The organism is Thalassospira profundimaris (assembly GCF_003326675.1).
GTDB lineage: Bacteria > Pseudomonadota > Alphaproteobacteria > Rhodospirillales > Thalassospiraceae > Thalassospira > Thalassospira aquimaris.
This window is the reverse complement of record NZ_JPWF01000005.1, coordinates 271316-287520: the sequence shown is the minus strand read 5'-3', so window position 1 is coordinate 287520 and position 16205 is coordinate 271316. Positions and strand designations below refer to the sequence as shown.

Annotated in this window: 14 protein-coding genes; 6 read left to right on the top strand and 8 right to left on the bottom strand. The window is 45.5% G+C overall.

All coding sequences use genetic code 11. The features are described from left to right. Window positions 1–120 precede the first annotated feature (120 nt). Window positions 121–828, bottom strand: coding sequence for a DUF542 domain-containing protein (locus tag TH19_RS09635; RefSeq protein WP_114102111.1), 708 nt, complete (start codon window positions 826–828; stop codon window positions 121–123). 259 nt (window positions 829–1087) lie between these two features. Here TH19_RS09635 and ubiT point away from each other — a divergent pair, with 259 nt between their 5' ends. Genes ubiT through ubiV form a run of 3 tightly spaced genes read left to right on the top strand, consistent with a single transcriptional unit; the run spans window position 1088 to window position 3713 of the window. Further along, window positions 1088–1798 carry a ubiquinone anaerobic biosynthesis accessory factor UbiT gene (gene ubiT, locus TH19_RS09630; RefSeq protein WP_181846374.1) on the top strand — a complete coding sequence of 237 codons (711 nt, stop codon included), beginning with the start codon at window positions 1088–1090 and terminating at the stop codon, window positions 1796–1798. 23 nt (window positions 1799–1821) lie between these two features. Continuing rightward, window positions 1822–2799, top strand: a complete 978-nt coding sequence (gene ubiU / locus TH19_RS09625) for a ubiquinone anaerobic biosynthesis protein UbiU (RefSeq protein ID WP_114102110.1) — start codon at window positions 1822–1824, stop codon at window positions 2797–2799. Continuing rightward, window positions 2796–3713, top strand: coding sequence for a ubiquinone anaerobic biosynthesis protein UbiV (gene ubiV, locus TH19_RS09620; RefSeq protein ID WP_114102109.1), 918 nt, complete (start codon window positions 2796–2798; stop codon window positions 3711–3713). Before ubiU ends, ubiV begins: the two co-directional genes overlap by 4 nt. A 382-nt stretch (window positions 3714–4095) precedes the next feature. Here the strand turns inward: ubiV and TH19_RS09615 are convergent, their stop codons facing one another. From TH19_RS09615 to TH19_RS09600, 3 genes are all read right to left on the bottom strand, one after another. Next, complete coding sequence (locus TH19_RS09615) at window positions 4096–5403, bottom strand: hypothetical protein (RefSeq protein ID WP_147250745.1); 1308 nt, start codon at window positions 5401–5403, stop codon at window positions 4096–4098. 4 nt (window positions 5404–5407) lie between these two features. After that, on the bottom strand, window positions 5408–5728 hold the full coding sequence (locus TH19_RS09605) for a plasmid mobilization protein (RefSeq protein WP_114102106.1): 321 nt from the start codon (window positions 5726–5728) through the stop codon (window positions 5408–5410). 227 nt (window positions 5729–5955) lie between these two features. Next, a complete protein-coding gene (locus tag TH19_RS09600) occupies window positions 5956–6909 on the bottom strand; it encodes a hypothetical protein (protein ID WP_147250744.1) in 954 nt (317 codons plus the stop codon). A 103-nt stretch (window positions 6910–7012) separates the two neighbouring features. Between TH19_RS09600 and TH19_RS23245 the strand changes: the two genes are divergently transcribed. Continuing rightward, complete coding sequence (locus TH19_RS23245) at window positions 7013–7231, top strand: helix-turn-helix domain-containing protein (protein ID WP_044827109.1); 219 nt, start codon at window positions 7013–7015, stop codon at window positions 7229–7231. A gap of 5 nt (window positions 7232–7236) precedes the next feature. Here TH19_RS23245 and TH19_RS09590 read toward each other — a convergent pair whose 3' ends face one another. From TH19_RS09590 to TH19_RS09575, 4 genes are all read right to left on the bottom strand, one after another. After that, window positions 7237–8460, bottom strand: a complete 1224-nt coding sequence (locus TH19_RS09590; protein WP_181846373.1) for a GIY-YIG nuclease family protein — start codon at window positions 8458–8460, stop codon at window positions 7237–7239. A gap of 1 nt (window position 8461) precedes the next feature. Further along, window positions 8462–10480: a DEAD/DEAH box helicase gene (locus tag TH19_RS09585; protein ID WP_114102103.1), complete on the bottom strand. Its 2019-nt coding sequence runs from the start codon at window positions 10478–10480 to the stop codon at window positions 8462–8464. Then, window positions 10481–13150, bottom strand: coding sequence for a DNA methyltransferase (locus TH19_RS09580; protein ID WP_114102102.1), 2670 nt, complete (start codon window positions 13148–13150; stop codon window positions 10481–10483). A 571-nt stretch (window positions 13151–13721) separates the two neighbouring features. Further along, on the bottom strand, window positions 13722–15014 hold the full coding sequence (locus TH19_RS09575) for a TetR/AcrR family transcriptional regulator (RefSeq protein ID WP_114102101.1): 1293 nt from the start codon (window positions 15012–15014) through the stop codon (window positions 13722–13724). 171 nt (window positions 15015–15185) lie between these two features. Between TH19_RS09575 and TH19_RS23060 the strand changes: the two genes are divergently transcribed. Next, the gene (locus tag TH19_RS23060) at window positions 15186–15308 is read left to right on the top strand and encodes a hypothetical protein (protein ID WP_258547893.1); all 123 of its coding nucleotides are present in this window, start codon (window positions 15186–15188) and stop codon (window positions 15306–15308) included. Window positions 15309–15424: 116 nt separating this feature from the next. After that, complete coding sequence (locus TH19_RS09565; RefSeq protein WP_147250743.1) at window positions 15425–16174, top strand: hypothetical protein; 750 nt, start codon at window positions 15425–15427, stop codon at window positions 16172–16174. Window positions 16175–16205: the final 31 nt, after the last annotated feature.

Genomic DNA, 16205 nt, shown 5'->3' with positions numbered 1-16205 from the left:
TTTCCTGATCGAAGTTTTTCCACCTTGACGACCGTCAAACGAAAAAAAGCCCCGCCATAAGGCGGGGCAGAATGCAGCGGGGAAAACATCTGTAAACAGGGCCGGAGATACCTGAAACGGTCATTCAAATTGCGGAAACAGGATCGCGTTTTCCAGATACATGTGGGCAACCAGATCTTCGATCAGCTTGCCTGTTCCGCTATAAAGCGCGCGCCAGGAGGCGCATACGCCTTCTGGCACTGTGCAGTTATTTGTCAGTTCCTGCAGGCGGTGAATGGCCTGCCCGTGATCATCGTGCTCTTCTCTCATACAATGAATTGGCAATGCCAATGCGGGTGATATGACACCATTTTTGTGCATCTCGCGCATGGCGGGGAACAAAACTGCTTCCTCCTTGGCCATATGCATGTCGAGATTTTCGGCGGTCGCAAACAATTCATCTGCCAACCCGGCAGGAACATCGGGATGGTCGCCATGAACGGCTTCAACCTTGCGGGCCAGTAAGACCAGTTCGGCAATCTCGTCGCGATGGACCTGATGATAGCGGGTCAAAATGAAATCAATAAAGGCATCCGTATCATTCGGATTTGGCAAACTCACCGGCCCTTTGGGAAGTTGATAAAGCGCGTTGGCGACAAGATTGACATCCAGCCCCTTTTTTAGGGCCAGTTCACTCAATGTCTGGTCCGCGTGGCAGCAAAACCCGATCCCGTATTGTCGGAAAACCAATGTGGCCCCCGGGTAATAAGCGACCAGTGCGCCAATATTCTGATCAACAAGATCATCAGCGGTAAAGATTGTCTGACTAGTCCCCGACGCAGCGCACATGCGATTTTCCTCTCAAATCAGCGGCGAATGAACCATTAGACAATGCTGCATTCAGTCGGTTTCACTTTGACGATGGTCAAATTATCGTTGGCATAAAAAAATCCATGGCTTGTGGCTGGAAACCTTTTCTTTTGATCCAACGGGCTCAGCCCTTCTTGAAAGTTGGAAAAATACAAACCTTACAGAGGCTTGACAGACATCAACCACAAGTGGGCGGACAAACGCGATACTTCTGATCGTCAAAATTCCGGAGCACCCCGTGTCAGAAAGCCACCCGTCTTTCACCCCCTTTTTGCTGATCAGTCCCTTTGTCCGCAATGCGCCCAGGGCGCTGGTTCAGAAAATCTGTAACCATGCGATGGCAACCATGCACACACGCCATAAGGCGGTGTTCGAACGGGTGACAGAGCGTGAAACATTTGCCCTGCTGATTGCGCCAACTGATCTGGACATGATGTTCTATCTGAAAATCGATCCGGACCAGCCGGAACTCCGTCCGGTCTGCCATCCTTCCGAAGAACCCGTTGCCGCCCGGATTTCCGGGCCGCTGCCCGCCTTGCTGGAATTGCTTCAGGGCAAATCTGACGGGGATGCATTGTTCTTTTCGCGCACCCTTCGGATCGAGGGGCGCACCGATCTGGTTGTCGCCCTGCGCAATGCGCTTGACGGCGAGGAAATTGACCTTCGCACAGCTGTCAGTAACAGCTTTGGTGTAGCAAGCCCCGCCGCACGCGTCATGCTGCGCTTTGCCGAAACCCTCTATGGCCAAGTGCAACATGACATGGACCGATCTGCGCACGCCCTGACTGCGTCACTTGAAAGACGTTTGGGTGGTCTGGACAAGCGCACAACTGCGCAGGCAGAAGCCATGTCCCGGATCGAAAATTCCCTTCAACGCAATAGTCGTCGTGCAAAGCCCGCCCAGACCACCAGCCCCAAAGATGACTTTGCCTTTAACGACCACACCTAGTCACAGCCAGTCACAGGAACGATATGGAACTCGTTTGTCCGGCAGGAACCCCTGCCAGTCTTCATGCCGCCGTTGATGCCGGTGCCGATGTTGTCTATTGCGGTTTTCGCGACGCGACCAATGCGCGGAATTTTCCGGGACTGAATTTCTCGCGCGATGAACTTCGCGATGCTGTCAGATATGCCCATAAACACGATGTCCATGTTTACCTTGCGTGCAACACCTATCCACAGGCAGGTATCGAATATATCTGGCAGGCTGCGATTGATGACGCCGTAGCAATTGGTGTTGATGCGGTGATCCTTGCCGATATCGGTCTGCTGCGATATGCCCGCGACCGTCACCCGGACGCCCGGTTGCATCTCTCGGTTCAGGCATCAGCGTCGAACGAAGAGGCCATAAAGTTCTATCATCGGGAATTTGCTGTACGCCGGGTTGTTCTGCCCCGTGTTCTATCGCTTGAAGAAATCCGGTATCTCAATCACCGCATCCCTGTTGAAACCGAGGTTTTTGCATTTGGCGGCATGTGTGTGATGGCCGAAGGGCGTTGTTCGCTGTCATCCTATGCGACCGGGGAAAGCCCCAATATGAACGGTGTCTGTTCGCCGGCAGCCCATGTCCATTACGAAGAACGTGATGACATGACCGTTTCCAGGCTCGGCGATTTTACCATCAATATCTATGACCAGAATGAAAAGGTCGGCTACCCGACCCTTTGCAAGGGCCGTTTCCGCGCGATGAACAAATCGGGTTATTTGTTCGAGGAACCCACCAGTCTGGATGTCACAGCAATCTTGCCCGAACTGGCCGAGGCCGGTGTCACGGCGCTAAAGATTGAAGGCCGCCAGCGCGGCAAGGCCTATATTTCGCAGGTTGTCAGTGCGTTCCGGGCATCACTTGATCGCATTTCCCAAGGCCAACTAACGACCCGTTCAAGCCTTAGTACGCTTAGCGAGGGTCAAAGCGATACAACAGGCGCATATCGGAGAAGCTGGCAATGACAAAATCACGTTTGGTCATGGGGCCGATCCTGTTTCACTGGGACGAACAGCGAAAACACGATTTTTATGCACAAGTTGCCGATGAAGCCGACATTGATATTGTCCATGTCGGGGAAGTCGTTTGCGCCAAGCGCATGCCATTTTTCGACAAACACCTTCCCGACGTAATCGAACGGTTGCAGCGCGCCGGAAAAGAAGTGGTTCTTTCAACCCTTGCACTGGTGATGAATGGACGCGAAAGCGACCAGATCAAAGAAATCACCCAGATGCCCGACCTTCTTGTCGAAGCCAATGACATTTCGGCGGCGGGCCTGCTGGCCGGGAAGCCGCACGTCATTGGTCCCTACATCAATATCTATAATGAAAGTACGCTTTCATATTTTGAAGATCAGGGTGCAAAGCGCATTTCCCTTCCCTGGGAATTGCCGATGACGTCAATCGCGCGCCTGTGCGAAACACGCAAATCGGCAGAAATCGAAATCCAGATTTTCGGCCGGATGCCGTTGGCAATTTCGGCACGCTGTTATTCCGCACGCGCGCGTGGCCTGCATAAGGACGGGTGCAGATATGTCTGCGGCGACCACATTGACGGAATGGATGTCGCAACACTTGATAATGCACCATTCCTTGCCGTGAATGGCTTACAGACCATGTCGAGCCATTATGTCGAACTTTCCGACAGCATCGAGGATCTTCAAAATGCCGGCGTCAATGCGTTCCGACTTTCTCCGCACAGTCTCGATATGACCTGTGTGGCGCAACTTTATCGCCAGTTGCTTGATCGCCAAATCTCTGCGGATGAATTGCGCCAGAACCTGAAAAACATGTCACTGCCCATGGCATTTTCGGACGGCTTCCTGCATGGCATGGCCGGTGCAGAGTTGCGCAACACTTTGGGTCAAGGGGCTGAATAATCTTGTCGGGACGGGCCAAAAAACAAGGGCTGCGACGGAATACGCAGCCCTTCAACACATTGATGTTTTGGGGAGTCATCAATTCAATGCGTTGCTGACAATCAATCATAAAGAGATCCACCAACCCGACCTTGACGGTCGTCAAGTTGCCAGCCTGCTCGCTAGCCCCCGTAGCCCGATACACTTCGCCAGAAACAACAAAACCCAACCATGAACTGGCTGGGTTTGAAAAGCGATGGTGCCCCCGGGGAGAATCGAACTCCCTATGAGTATATTATACACCAATCATGTTCTTTGTTTCACAACGACTTAAACGACACTCAAAGCCGATTTGTGCGGCTCATTTAGTATTTGGTACACACATCCCATACGCATAGCAAGGTCAAAATGGCGGCAAGAACTTTGGGGCTGGCTTTATCGTTCTAACCTTATCCTCGGTTGTTTCCGCTTGAAGGGATGCACTATCTTGCGACGAAGCAAGAGGAAACGCGCTAGCCTGTATAGCATTCTCAACATTCCTGATAAGCCGATACACCTCCCCCTTTCCCTGGCTATCTTTAAAACGCTGGTAAGCTGCCAAAACTCTAGATGATGTTTCTTGAAAACTGGCGTAGTCCGCTTGATACGTTTCCTCGTCTAAAGGGGACCTATCACCCAATGAGGTAAAAAGCCGAACTATATCCTTCTTCCTCTTTTCAAGCCTTCTATCTGTGATTCGATTAAGTCCAACCTTTGACAAATCATTCTTTGCCCTGTGACGATTTCGGCAAGCAGGTCCATCATGAGATTGAGTGGGCTCTCGCCATCTTCCTGCTCCAAGATTTTTAGAATGTCGTCTGTATTCTTCTTCGTCTTCTGTATTGCGCCTGTGACGTTTTGCAATTGAGCCATTGTGTTCCTCCATTAAGTTGTCGAATTCCATTTTTCTTATTTTTAGTAATCTGTGACAGGCACCAACAAACGTGCCGTTTTCATGCTCAATGACAAAGGCTTTCTCTCCCCGCCTGAGCACAAGATTCATTTCACCCAGTTTCTCTGAGAAAACACTGATGTCAGATGCATCCTTGAATGCCTGCTTTACCTCTTGTTTGAGGGCAGGAAGTTGCAAGCCCTTCCTCTTAAGTTCTTGATGTTCTGCGGCCCCAAATGAGGCCACTGGGCGAGGTGTTTCTGCAATGTGAAGAAGGGTTTCTGGACAATCCCCCTGAGATGATAGAAATTGCGCAACAGAGCGGTTATGCCTGCCAACCGTCAACTGATGTCCGAATTCCAGTTCCAGTAGCCTGGATATCTTTTCGTTTCTCACTTTGAAAAATTTTGAATCCAAAGTTCTTCCCAAAAATCTCTCTGGCACAATCAGGTGAAGATGATTGTTAGGACTTCCATCAGACAGCTTCTTTGTATGACGAACCAGGATGTAAGGCCTTTCATTTGCATTAAACTCACTCAGGATAAGTTCAACGGCCCTATGCTCGTTTTTATCGTCCATCGGACGCCCAGCATTGATAGAAATGTGCCTCATAGAGAACTTGCAACCATCGAACTCTGCTTCTCGATGGAACTTTTCAAAATCTCCCTCCCACCCAACAAGAAGCTCAATACGTTCATTCTCCAAGTCTTTATGAAGCAGATGGTTTTTGAGGTTTCGAAAACCGCCTGAAGTCCTGATTCTCGTCGTATTCAAAATCATCAGGTTACCTCAGACTGTTTATCTTTTCAGACATCCCCTGAAGCAGGCATTTGATGTATACGAGGTCAGCTTGTTCATGTTTACTATGTGCGTAGCGGGTAAGCTGATTGATGTTGTTGCCAACACAATTTAACTCTGTCTGTACTGAGTAAATTGCTTGGATGAGTTCCCTGTAGCTCTCAATTGTTTTCTTGCGTGCTGCCAAGGCCAAAGACTGTCTGGCCCATACTGATAAATTCATCCCAGAGGTGTTCGCCCCTGATTTGAATAATTTCTTTTCTTGTTCACTAACCCTTATTTTTAAAAACCTATTTCTTGCAACCATAATACGTACCTCCGTTATTATTATTGGTTTTAAGGAGTCTACTCGGGGTCAACGGGGCAGAGCCCCTTGCCAGAATGTTTGAGTGCTGTGGGCACGATTAACACGGCTGGCTTACAAAAATAGGCACCTTAATTTTGCTAGGATTGCAAAACCTATGCATAGAACAAGAAATAAAAAAGCTCCCTTCAAATAGAAGGGAGCTCCATTAAAATAAGCACCTATTTTTATTACGATACCCGAGCGGCAGGAACAAACTCTGGCTCCACAACACTTGCAAGTTCGCCATTTTTCAAGCGGCTCATTATCTTACTCCAAGTTGCGGCCTGATAACTTTTCAGGGGTATTACGATGCGGTCATTTTCAAGGTCAGAAAGGTCGTATTCAAGATACAAACCAGTGTTCTGCGCGGCTTTGTTATGCTCCTGACCGTTATAGCTCATAACATCAATCGCTTCGGTTGTGCTTGTTCTGCCGATGGCCCGGATGGTATTTGCGACACTCTCTCGCTCTCCCCATTTTCTAATGTCATTCCAGGCGACGGTTCCAGACTTGGCTATTTTCTTTTTGTCCATGCGTACAAATGCAAACGTCTGATTATCTCTAGAAATTGCTATGCCGCCTCTATCACCGGCAACATAGTAGCCGATATCGTCACCAAGAAATTCTCTGAGCTTTGCTGTCACCGTAAGAGCATTTCTGACCTCGCGGTTTTCCAACCATTGGGGAATGAAGAAACGCCAACCCAAAACCATTGGAAGGGCAAAAAACCACACCATCTCGGTATTCGGAGATGTAATCGGGATAAGTATCAAACTCGGCAGAAGCCCGCCCAATAGCACAGCCATCGCCCATAAAATAACACCACTTCCTTTCATATCTTTTTCGAAGTGGAGCTTGGTTGCCCTGATTACGACTTTAGCAAGCGGGTCATTGGCTACCTTGTTTTCCAAAGGCTTTCTGGTCAGTCGATACGGCATCCAGAAAACCAGCGCAGCGGTAATCAACCAAGGTGTAAAAGGTGCCTCATAGAAAGACCTCTGTGACCAGCGCATCTCAGCGTATAGGCCCCCCAGAAGAAAAATCATCAGAGGGCCAACCACCACAAGAAATATCACCTGCAGTACCAATCGGTTTTTCAACCAACTACGTTTCTCTGGGATAAATTCACTCGCATTTTCCAACCTTCGTACTCCTCTGAGATTGTTACTCATTATCTAATCAGAAAGCACAAATCTTTTACTATAGTAAATGGTTAAAGGCCAATGAAAACACTACCGTCTCGCGATGGACATACGAGAGACGGTTGGCTCAAACTTACGTCGGATAAGGCTTAAAAGCGGTATGAGTCAGGAGGCTCTTTCGCATCGGGCAGGGCTTGCCCCGAGCTTTTTAAGCCAGATTGAAAACGGCAAACGCAGCCCTACAATAACCACGCTCGCTGCCCTTGCCGGGGCCTTAAATGTCGAAGTTGTCGAGTTCTTTGCGAAGCAAAAACAAGAGTGAACAACTCAAGTTTTACGAAACACAATTTCCCCATTTCCAGGGTCATATTCATAGTCAACTATGGTCCCAGCGAATAGCAACCGGATTGCTTTTTCCACTACGGGCAATGGCAAAAGGAACCATTCCCTTGGCTTCACAAACCTGCCAAACCTGTCCTGAATTTCGATATCAAGCCTTGCTTCGCTGAAAAAGCGATGTAGCAGATTTTCAACCTTTACCGGGTCAACATCCATCAACGCAAAACTGCGCAAAGGATGTACTGGAGCCATTAAAAATGTTGGGTCTTCAACCGCATTTCTAATCCTGTCCTCGAGGGTCCCCTTGGTAACACCAATCTTGAACAAATTCCCGTCCAATGCCTTGATAGACGGGTCATTTGACAAGCTCCTTACGACATATACAACACCAGTCAGGACACCTTTTTCAGTGTCCTCCACATCATCAAAGAGTGGTCCACTAACGGGTGACGATATACGCCTGCCATTCGGGTCTTTGTAAAGCTCGGTAGCAAGTGACCGGAGAAGGTTGTTTCCCTCCATCCCATTGTCAAAAATCACACGCAAACGCGCGTTTTTTTTCCCGTTTCGGATTTGGGTCTCACCGACTTCGGCGACAAAGACAGTAACCCCATTGAGAATGAAGAATTCGCCCGCTTGAATTTCTTGCTCTTTTTGAAACTCAATGGCCTTTCTGCGACCTGATTTAAGGTCTTTCATACACTCATCAAACAGCGGTTCGAATTTGTCGAAGTCCTCGCATTTTATACGCTCCGATTTCCAATCAGCCTTGGATACTTTTTTCTGCGCACTGGTCGGAACATTTTTTATATTAAAAATGTCGTCTGAGTCGGTAGATAAAAGCTCGTCATCAGAATCAAGAATTTCGTCAAGACTCATTGCTGGAAATTCATCTTCGTCGGGCGAGCTTACCGACTGAATTTCAGCATTTTTTTTCTCAACATCCTTCAACAGATTATGCCGGTCATGAGATGCAAGTATCTCAAGTGCGTTTCTGTCTTTCAGAAGCCCTTTTAAGCGCAACTGCAGATTTCTCTCGGATACAGAGGGCTTTAACTCTGCACCTGCACCAGGAACATGGCCATACCGGTCAATAAACCGGTTTATCTCTTCGAAACTTGACAGAATCCGCGTTGCTTCGGGGTCAACTTCTTTAACCTTGACCTCGACTTCACCAACAAGCTCATCGTCAAATATGTCATCAAGAGACATCTTAGGCATTGTTCAAACCTGCGGCCATTTCAGCAGCCTTCTTCTTCCGCTTGGCTTCCCTAATCCAGGCCAAGGCCTCCGCCATCCGCTTTTCCATTGGGTTTTGCGAAGCCAAATCCGGTTCACGGCCATGCTCTGCGTGAAACTTTTTGATACGTGGATAGAGGACTTCTGCTTCCTCCTTAGACATTGCAATTTTCTTTGCAGTAATAGTCTGATGGATACGACTTAGAACTGCAGCGTCTACAGATTTGGACATGACCTCATAGGCCAATTGGAACGGATTGATGCTATCAATCAAATCAATATCGAGGTCATCAAGATTGATAAATTTCTCTGCTATCCGCACAAAACCAAGGTTTTTCTTTGTCTTGGCTTCCTCATCATCAATTTCATCATTGGTATTCGTGAAAACGGCATTGGCAACGACATGTTGACGGATTTCTTCAATCTCTTCCTCCGTCAAATCTTTGTATTTTTGCTCAATCACCTTTGGAATGAACACCTGATTGACAACTTCCGGGGCAATTTCATCGGGATTCATCGCAGCCCGAAGAACGTCTTCGTTTTGGAAAATTGCTGCCGTAAGGTCGGCAATATCACTTTCAATGATTTGCTTTACCCTGTCACTGCTTGGCTCCTTAAAGCCTTTAATCGCAATTTCCGGTCCGTCACCTGTTGTCGAAACATCAACATCGGGCCTTGAACCATCAATTTCATCATCGCCTTTATGGGTCTTGAACTTGAAATTTGGCGCAAGCACCTGCTCCATCAACAAGGATGCTGCTATCGCCTTCAGCATGTTGTTAACAGCATCTGTCACCCTGTCCTGGGTCGCATCAGGCTCGGCTATCAAATTGGTAAATTGTGCATGTTCTTTGCCAGGAGCATCGCGGGTCGTTCGCCCGATAATCTGAATTACTTCAGTCAAGGACCCTTTATAGCCAATGGTCAGAGCATGTTCGCACCAAATCCAGTCAAAACCTTCCTTTGCCATACCCAAGGCAATAATAACGTCAAGGTCTTCACGCTTTTCTATTGTCCGAAGGCCTTCAATAACCTTCTCTCGCCCATCCTCAGTAACCAAATCAGCAACTTTGATAACAGCGCCACTTTTGGTTTGGACGCGATAAAATCCCGTCACAGGGTCTTGTTGGCCCAGAATGTCTCCTAAATGGTCTATGATACGGTCTGTTTCATCGTATTTGTTACCCAAAGCCGCAGCCGCACCTACATGAGGAATATGCACAATCGTTTTCTTGGCTGGGTCCAGAATTTCATTAATCGCGTCGATATATCGGCCTCGATAAAAATGATAGCCTATTCCAAGCGTTTTAAGGTGCGTGTAGCCATTCAACTGCTCATAATAGGTGTAGGACACCCGATTGAATTTTTCTTCGTCCTCTGGCCTTAAAACAGGCGTAGCATCGCCCCTGAAATAAGAACCTGTCATTGCAACCAGATGAGCATTATCTGCCTGAATAAGCAATCTTACCAGTTCACCCAGCTTACTGGTCGCATCTGCTGACACATGATGAAACTCATCAATTGCCAGCAAGCAGTCATCAAAAGCACCGATACCTTTTGTTGCTATGATTTCGTCAAAGGCGAAACGCAGCGTCGAATGCGTGCACACCAGAATTTCATCATCCGAGTCCATAAAACTCAGAAATGACTGAACTTTGCCGTTTGCAACGCCTGCCTTGCAAAGGTTCCATTCATCTTCAACTTGCCAGTCCCTAAAAAACCCATGCTCAGTCAGGTTGGTATTCTTGAAAGAAGAACCAATGGAACGCTCGGGAACAGCAACAATAACTTTTCGAATGCCCTGATTTTCAAGCTTATCGAGACCAATAAACATCAACGCACGGGATTTTCCTGATGCAGGTGGGGCTTTCACAAGAAGATACTGGGAATGCCTGTTTTGAAAGACTCTGGCCTGCATTGCCCGCATGCCCATCTCATTAGAAGTCTGGCTTTCTCCAGACTGGGCATAATTTACTCTGACAAAATCCTGCATCTATCCAGCCTTTTTCCTGGTCATTTTTGCGTACATCTTGAAAAGGTGCTCAAGGCGTTCTGTATCATTCTTGAAGGGCCTACCGATATACAAGGTCTCTAATGCGTCATCGAGCTCCTGATGAACTTTCAGAAGGTTGAGGGGCATCTTCTTAGGGTCATACAAGTCTGCCATTGTTTTGCCAGGATGCTGCTCTCTGGCTTCAATAACCCTCCAAGCCAATTCTTCAAGCGACTCTATGTCTTTTTGATACAGCTTAGGAACTGGGAACGTGTTGTATCCTAGTGTGTTTGAATATCGAATACGTGTTTCGAGCTGCCCACATACTGCCTTAATCCAAACGACATGCAACTTAGAAGATATGATAGCAAAGAGATAAAGCGGCGCGTCATAAAGGGCAAAAGCAGAGTCACTTATGATGGTTTTTCCATCAAGCAATCCTACTTGAACATAAGGCCTAGATTCTGATGTAACGCGAGGGACTATAATGGAATGTTCACTTGCGATATTCATCTCTCGAAATTGATGGGGAGCTTCAGACAAAGATTTTGTCCCTGCATCCACGCTATTCAATCTCATTTCTTTGGTTCTTATTATCCTCTCTTGAATAGGAGGAATTTTCAAAGCGGCGTTGAGATTTTTGTCGTCAATCCACAGACACCACCTGTCCCTTTTTTTAATAAACTCTTTTGAACCCATTATTCTTCTAAACAGGAAATCTGCCTCAGGAAATGAATTTAAAATTTCATTCTTCTCTTCTGTCGATAAAAGGAGATTCCCCCCATCGGCTGGCATATTTCCGAACTTCATAACTTCTTTTTTTGTTTTAGCATTACTAATTGGTTCAATATATATATCTGAGTAATCAATTAGATACCCATTAATGTTACTCACTCTGTAAGCAACATCGTTCACATACATTGTCTTAGGACCGCCTTTCTTCCCTCTCACACCAACTACAACGCATGTGACGCCTGCATTTCCTGAAGCAAGATTTTTCCATTTAAAAGATTGATGCGCAAAATAGATTTCGCGTGTATCTCCCAAAACATGCGGCCAAAGCAAGGGGACTTGCTCCCCCTGACAAACAGAGTTAGTTGCCACAAACGCAAAAGATATATTCTTATTTTCTCCAGTATATTTAGCGGCTTTAATCAGCCAGCAAGCAACATAATCCAGTTTCTTGTATTTTTTTGAAATATCAGAAAATACAAAAGATATATCTTTTTTGTGTTCTTTCGTTTGTTGCGCCCTCCCTAGATATGGAGGATTACCTACTATGTACGTTTCAACGTCATTTTCGGCAGGAGGACAGATATCCTCCCAGTCAGTCGTTAACGCATTTCTGTGATGAATATTACCACCGTCTTTTAGAGGTAATGCAGGTGGTGCATCCCCAAAAACTTCAGCGAACTGCCTGTTGACTTGGTATTCCGCAATCCACAGCGATAGCTTTGCAGTTTCAGCGGCAAAATCGGCGTATTCAATTCCATAGAAGTTCGAGAGCGTAACCTCAGACCATTTCCAACCAAGCTCGCCAGTTAGCTCTCTGAGACGCTTGTAAATTCGCATTTCAAGCTTACGCAGCTCTCGATAGGCAATGATAAGAAAGTTTCCAGAACCACAGGCAGGGTCAAATACCCGTATTTTTGCCAGCCTTTGATGCAACTTATTCAGCTTGCCTACACTGTCCTGGCTGTCTGCGAATTGCTTTTCCAAATCCAGCAAAAACAAGGGCTGAAGCACCTTCATAATATTGGGGACAGAGGTGTAGTGCAAACCCAAGTCACCACGCATTCCAGGCTCAACAACCGCCTGAATCATGGAACCAAATATATCTGGATTAATTTCCCGCCAGTTTAGGCGTGCTGCCTCAATCAGCAGACGGCGTGACAACCGTGTAAACCTTGGTGTTTCAATGCGGTCTTTGAACAATCCTCCGTTTACGTAGGGGAAAGCACGTATAAAGCCCGGAAGATTGGCTCTTTCTTTATCAGGCGTATCCATGACCGCGAAAATCTGGTCAAGAAAACTGCCTACGTCTCCACCATTAATATCAGTATATTCATTCAACGATTTGGAGAATAAATCCTGCTCAAATATCCCGGTATCTTCTGCAAACATGCAAAACAGAATCCGGGTCAGAAACAGGTTTATCGTGTGAACGTGACCTTCATCGTTCCAATCAGGATTATCGGCTAGTACAGCGTCATAAAACTTTGCCAGGCGGCCAGCGGCCCTGATGTCCGCCAGAGCTTCTTCAACAGCTTCGTAACGCTCAATACCGGCAAGCGACAAGAAGAAGTCGAAACTCTCATTCAGCCCTGAAAAATCACCATGTTGATAAATTTCTCTGCTCCGGTCATAGGCAGAGAATTTTACTCCATCTGTCACCAATAGGTATTGTGGTTTATGGGTCTTGGTCAGACCTTCATCCATCATGCCATCGAGTGCTTGCTCTACATCACCTTCTTTACAGGGCTTGTAGTAGAGCTTCTTGGGCCACAGGAGCTCCCCCTGCACCGAAGCCTTATTCAGGGTTCCTTTGAGCTTCGTGACAGTTGCTTTTGGGACCTTAAAACATTCGATGAACTGAAATGGGAACCCTGCCTTATCAAATTCCTGTTCTGCGATGGTAGCCAGAGCCATTTCAATTTCAGCAATATTCATTCTTCTTTGGTCCTTGGTAAGCTTGATGCTTCTTAAAGAAATAAGGTGTCACAGAACTAAGGGTATTGGAGAGCTTCAATCTTCCCCCGATAAGGATGACCTTGAAATGGTAGGCTCTCTCAATTCAAAAGATAAGATGACAGCACCATAACGCAGACAGTCTTTGCAACCTAAAAGATACCGGTTATCCGTTATCTCACTCTGTTTTGCTGACATGCCCCGTTGCTGGACTCCCCCCCCTACCCTGAAGAGGAGGACGGAACCTCCCTTTCAAAAACCCAACTAGACAAACAACGGCTACCTAATTATATTTTCTAAAACATTTACTACAACATTGGAATCATCATTATTTTATATCAGGATTCAAATCAATACATTAAAACAAATAAATCATATTTTGATATTTATTACGTAACTATCGGAGGTTATACTCCTTCTATGCTTCGCATATATATTAGTTACAGACCATATTTGACACCACAAACATAACATGTGACAAAATAAATACGCTGAAAACATTAAAAACCAACATATACAGAATAATTAAATATCATAAACAAATCAAAACGGTTTATAATAAATTATCGACATTTCTAATAACGGTGCTTTTTGATACGCCCGCTTCCGCCGCAATAGCATCCACAGTAGCGTCTCCACCATTTGCAACAATTCTGCCAATCGCCGCCCTTATAAGTTCAATATTATTTGTTTTCCTTCTTTTCTGATTTTTTCTTTCGTATTTTGTTCTGGTATCAATCAGAACATTTAAATTAAGCCCACTCATTTCAGAGCTCTCGACCTTAAGTTTATCTATCAGAGTATCCTTCCTGTAGGTGTAAACCGGAGTAATTAGCTTCCCCCTGAATTCGACTTTTTCGCCCCTTCGATGACGAGACACTCGGTCAAGAAGACTGGACAGATAGTGTTGAAACTCATCATCAACATAACTGCAAGCAAGCCACTGTTTAGCCCAAGTGAGTATTTCTTGCTTAACGTCAGCCGCCTTGTCGTCAGCAAGGGCTGTAGATATCTGACAGGCCCCGATGAAACCATAGAGGTCTCTGTATCTCTCGGGAACCGTAGCTCCTCCAAAACGGGCTTTAATCAAGCTTTCAATATCGCACAGAACCTTCCACGCGAAGTCTTGTCGTGTGAAATTCCCGGCAGAAATAACTCGTCTTTTGGCATTTTCACTCCTGAAGGAAACGACCTTGCAACGCTTCGCTTCCGAAGAAGCCTCATATGGCTCAAAAACCTCATCACAAAACATTTCAAAATCGTGGAATTCGGAAGTTTGATGAATAATCCTGACTGCCGCACCGGTCTTTGTATTGATACTTCCAACGACACGAAGAACCCTGGACACGTCGAATGCCACTGGGTCAGCGCCGAAATGTGAAAATTTTTTAATCAATGCCTTATTGAGGGCCTCCAGCTTTCTGCCAGCCTGTTTCTGAATATAGCTAGAAAATGCCCATTTTAAATATATCCCCTTCCCGGAATCGATAATGCTCGTAGGAAAAGGAATAGCTTCATCACGGATAAAGTCGATAATCTGCCCAACCACTTGGTCTTTGGATAACCCCGAAAGCACTGGAACATTATAATAATCAATATCCACCCAAGCGTGATTGAAATACTTTAGATTTATCTTCTTCCTGCTTTTCCCGTCAAATACACTTTGAGTGATATAGAAATCATCCAAATTCTGCTTGTTCTCATATATAAAATGCATCTGTTTCATATGGTAAAATTTCTGAAACATACCCTTTTGTGTTTTTTGCAGGGTTGCAAACATACCACCTTCTGGATACTTAAAGTCCTCTATTTGCAACACATTTTCTGTTTTTAATAACGCAACCATTTAAATCTCCTTTTTATTATTGATTTAATCATATATTAAATTATAATAAAAATCAATTAATAAAAAGGATGAAATAATATGGATATAATTTCAAAAAAGAGAATAAAAAGATTTGAACATGAGGTTGAGCTTCTCGTTCTGTCCTTAAGAAGCACAACCAACAAATTCGAAATGAAGTTTTACGATGGAAGCTGGAAGCAAAGTGACGAGGACACATACACCGATTTACACGACACACTGGACAGCATGACCGCCGATATCAAAAAGCTGGCAGAAGCACTGGACAAGCTGTAACCCGTCGACAGGTTCAAGTTATCCCAATTTCTCAGCTTGAACCATTCTATCCAAAGAAGTTTGACAGCAATGCATTCCTGAATTTACTATTAATATCAATTATTTGATTGATGCGTATGAGTTCAAGTGCAACGGCAGAGCAAATGTCACTGATACAAAAAACTTACGAAGGCTTTATCGGCCTTACAGAACAATCAACAAAATTTTCCTTCTGCCTGGCGCTCTCCAGCTTGGCTCTTTTTAGCGACCTGACTTTGGCAATAACCGGCAAAGGAAACTTGGCCTCTCTGCGACTGGATGATTTTGGGACATCCCTAAATATTGGCTATATAATTTTATTTATAATCGGATACTCGATTTTTATGTCGTGTTTTGTCAGCGTGACAAAAGTGATAGTGGATTGGTTTGCCATTTCAATTTTCATGATTTTTAAAATACCGCTCATCCTTCATGACCGCCCGTCAAAGTATTCCTATGTCAACGAAGACGAGCTTCTGGATTATGCTCAGAAAACTCAAGACAGCATAGCTTTCCAGGTTCTTGAGAAGGAAAAGGAAGTGCACGAAAACGAACATGCCAACATGCAGAAGGCATCATATTTATCATTTTCCTGCTTAATCTTGATTTTTCTGCACTTAATAATCCCAGAGCAGCAGAGCTCCCTGAAATTAGCTTTTTGGAATAGCTTTGCACTCGCTGATGAGCAGAATTCCAATAGCAGCATTATAATCTCACAATTATTTTTCCTGGGAAGCCTAGCATTAACCGTGCCTTGGGTATTCAGTCTGTTTTACTCACAGAGAACGCTCTGGATTAAATATCCAGCAGCAGCAAAACCTAATGAGAAATCCAGCATTGAATTGTGAGAAAAGATAATCTAAAACAGGTTTATATTAA

What these genes read in the sequence shown, in the direction of transcription:
- TH19_RS09635 (WP_114102111.1), bottom strand. Translation starts at nt 828, where the DNA reads ATGTGCGCTGCGTCGGGGACTAGTCAGACAATCTTTACCGCTGATGAT.
- ubiU (WP_114102110.1), top strand. Translation starts at nt 1,822, where the DNA reads ATGGAACTCGTTTGTCCGGCAGGAACCCCTGCCAGTCTTCATGCCGCC.
- ubiV (WP_114102109.1), top strand. Translation starts at nt 2,796, where the DNA reads ATGACAAAATCACGTTTGGTCATGGGGCCGATCCTGTTTCACTGGGAC.
- TH19_RS09615 (WP_147250745.1), bottom strand. Translation starts at nt 5,403, where the DNA reads ATGATTTTGAATACGACGAGAATCAGGACTTCAGGCGGTTTTCGAAAC.
- TH19_RS09605 (WP_114102106.1), bottom strand. Translation starts at nt 5,728, where the DNA reads ATGGTTGCAAGAAATAGGTTTTTAAAAATAAGGGTTAGTGAACAAGAA.
- TH19_RS23245 (WP_044827109.1), top strand. Translation starts at nt 7,013, where the DNA reads ATGGACATACGAGAGACGGTTGGCTCAAACTTACGTCGGATAAGGCTT.
- TH19_RS09590 (WP_181846373.1), bottom strand. Translation starts at nt 8,460, where the DNA reads ATGTCTCTTGATGACATATTTGACGATGAGCTTGTTGGTGAAGTCGAG.
- TH19_RS09585 (WP_114102103.1), bottom strand. Translation starts at nt 10,480, where the DNA reads ATGCAGGATTTTGTCAGAGTAAATTATGCCCAGTCTGGAGAAAGCCAG.
- TH19_RS09580 (WP_114102102.1), bottom strand. Translation starts at nt 13,150, where the DNA reads ATGAATATTGCTGAAATTGAAATGGCTCTGGCTACCATCGCAGAACAG.
- TH19_RS09575 (WP_114102101.1), bottom strand. Translation starts at nt 15,014, where the DNA reads ATGGTTGCGTTATTAAAAACAGAAAATGTGTTGCAAATAGAGGACTTT.
- TH19_RS23060 (WP_258547893.1), top strand. Translation starts at nt 15,186, where the DNA reads ATGAAGTTTTACGATGGAAGCTGGAAGCAAAGTGACGAGGACACATAC.
- TH19_RS09565 (WP_147250743.1), top strand. Translation starts at nt 15,425, where the DNA reads ATGAGTTCAAGTGCAACGGCAGAGCAAATGTCACTGATACAAAAAACT.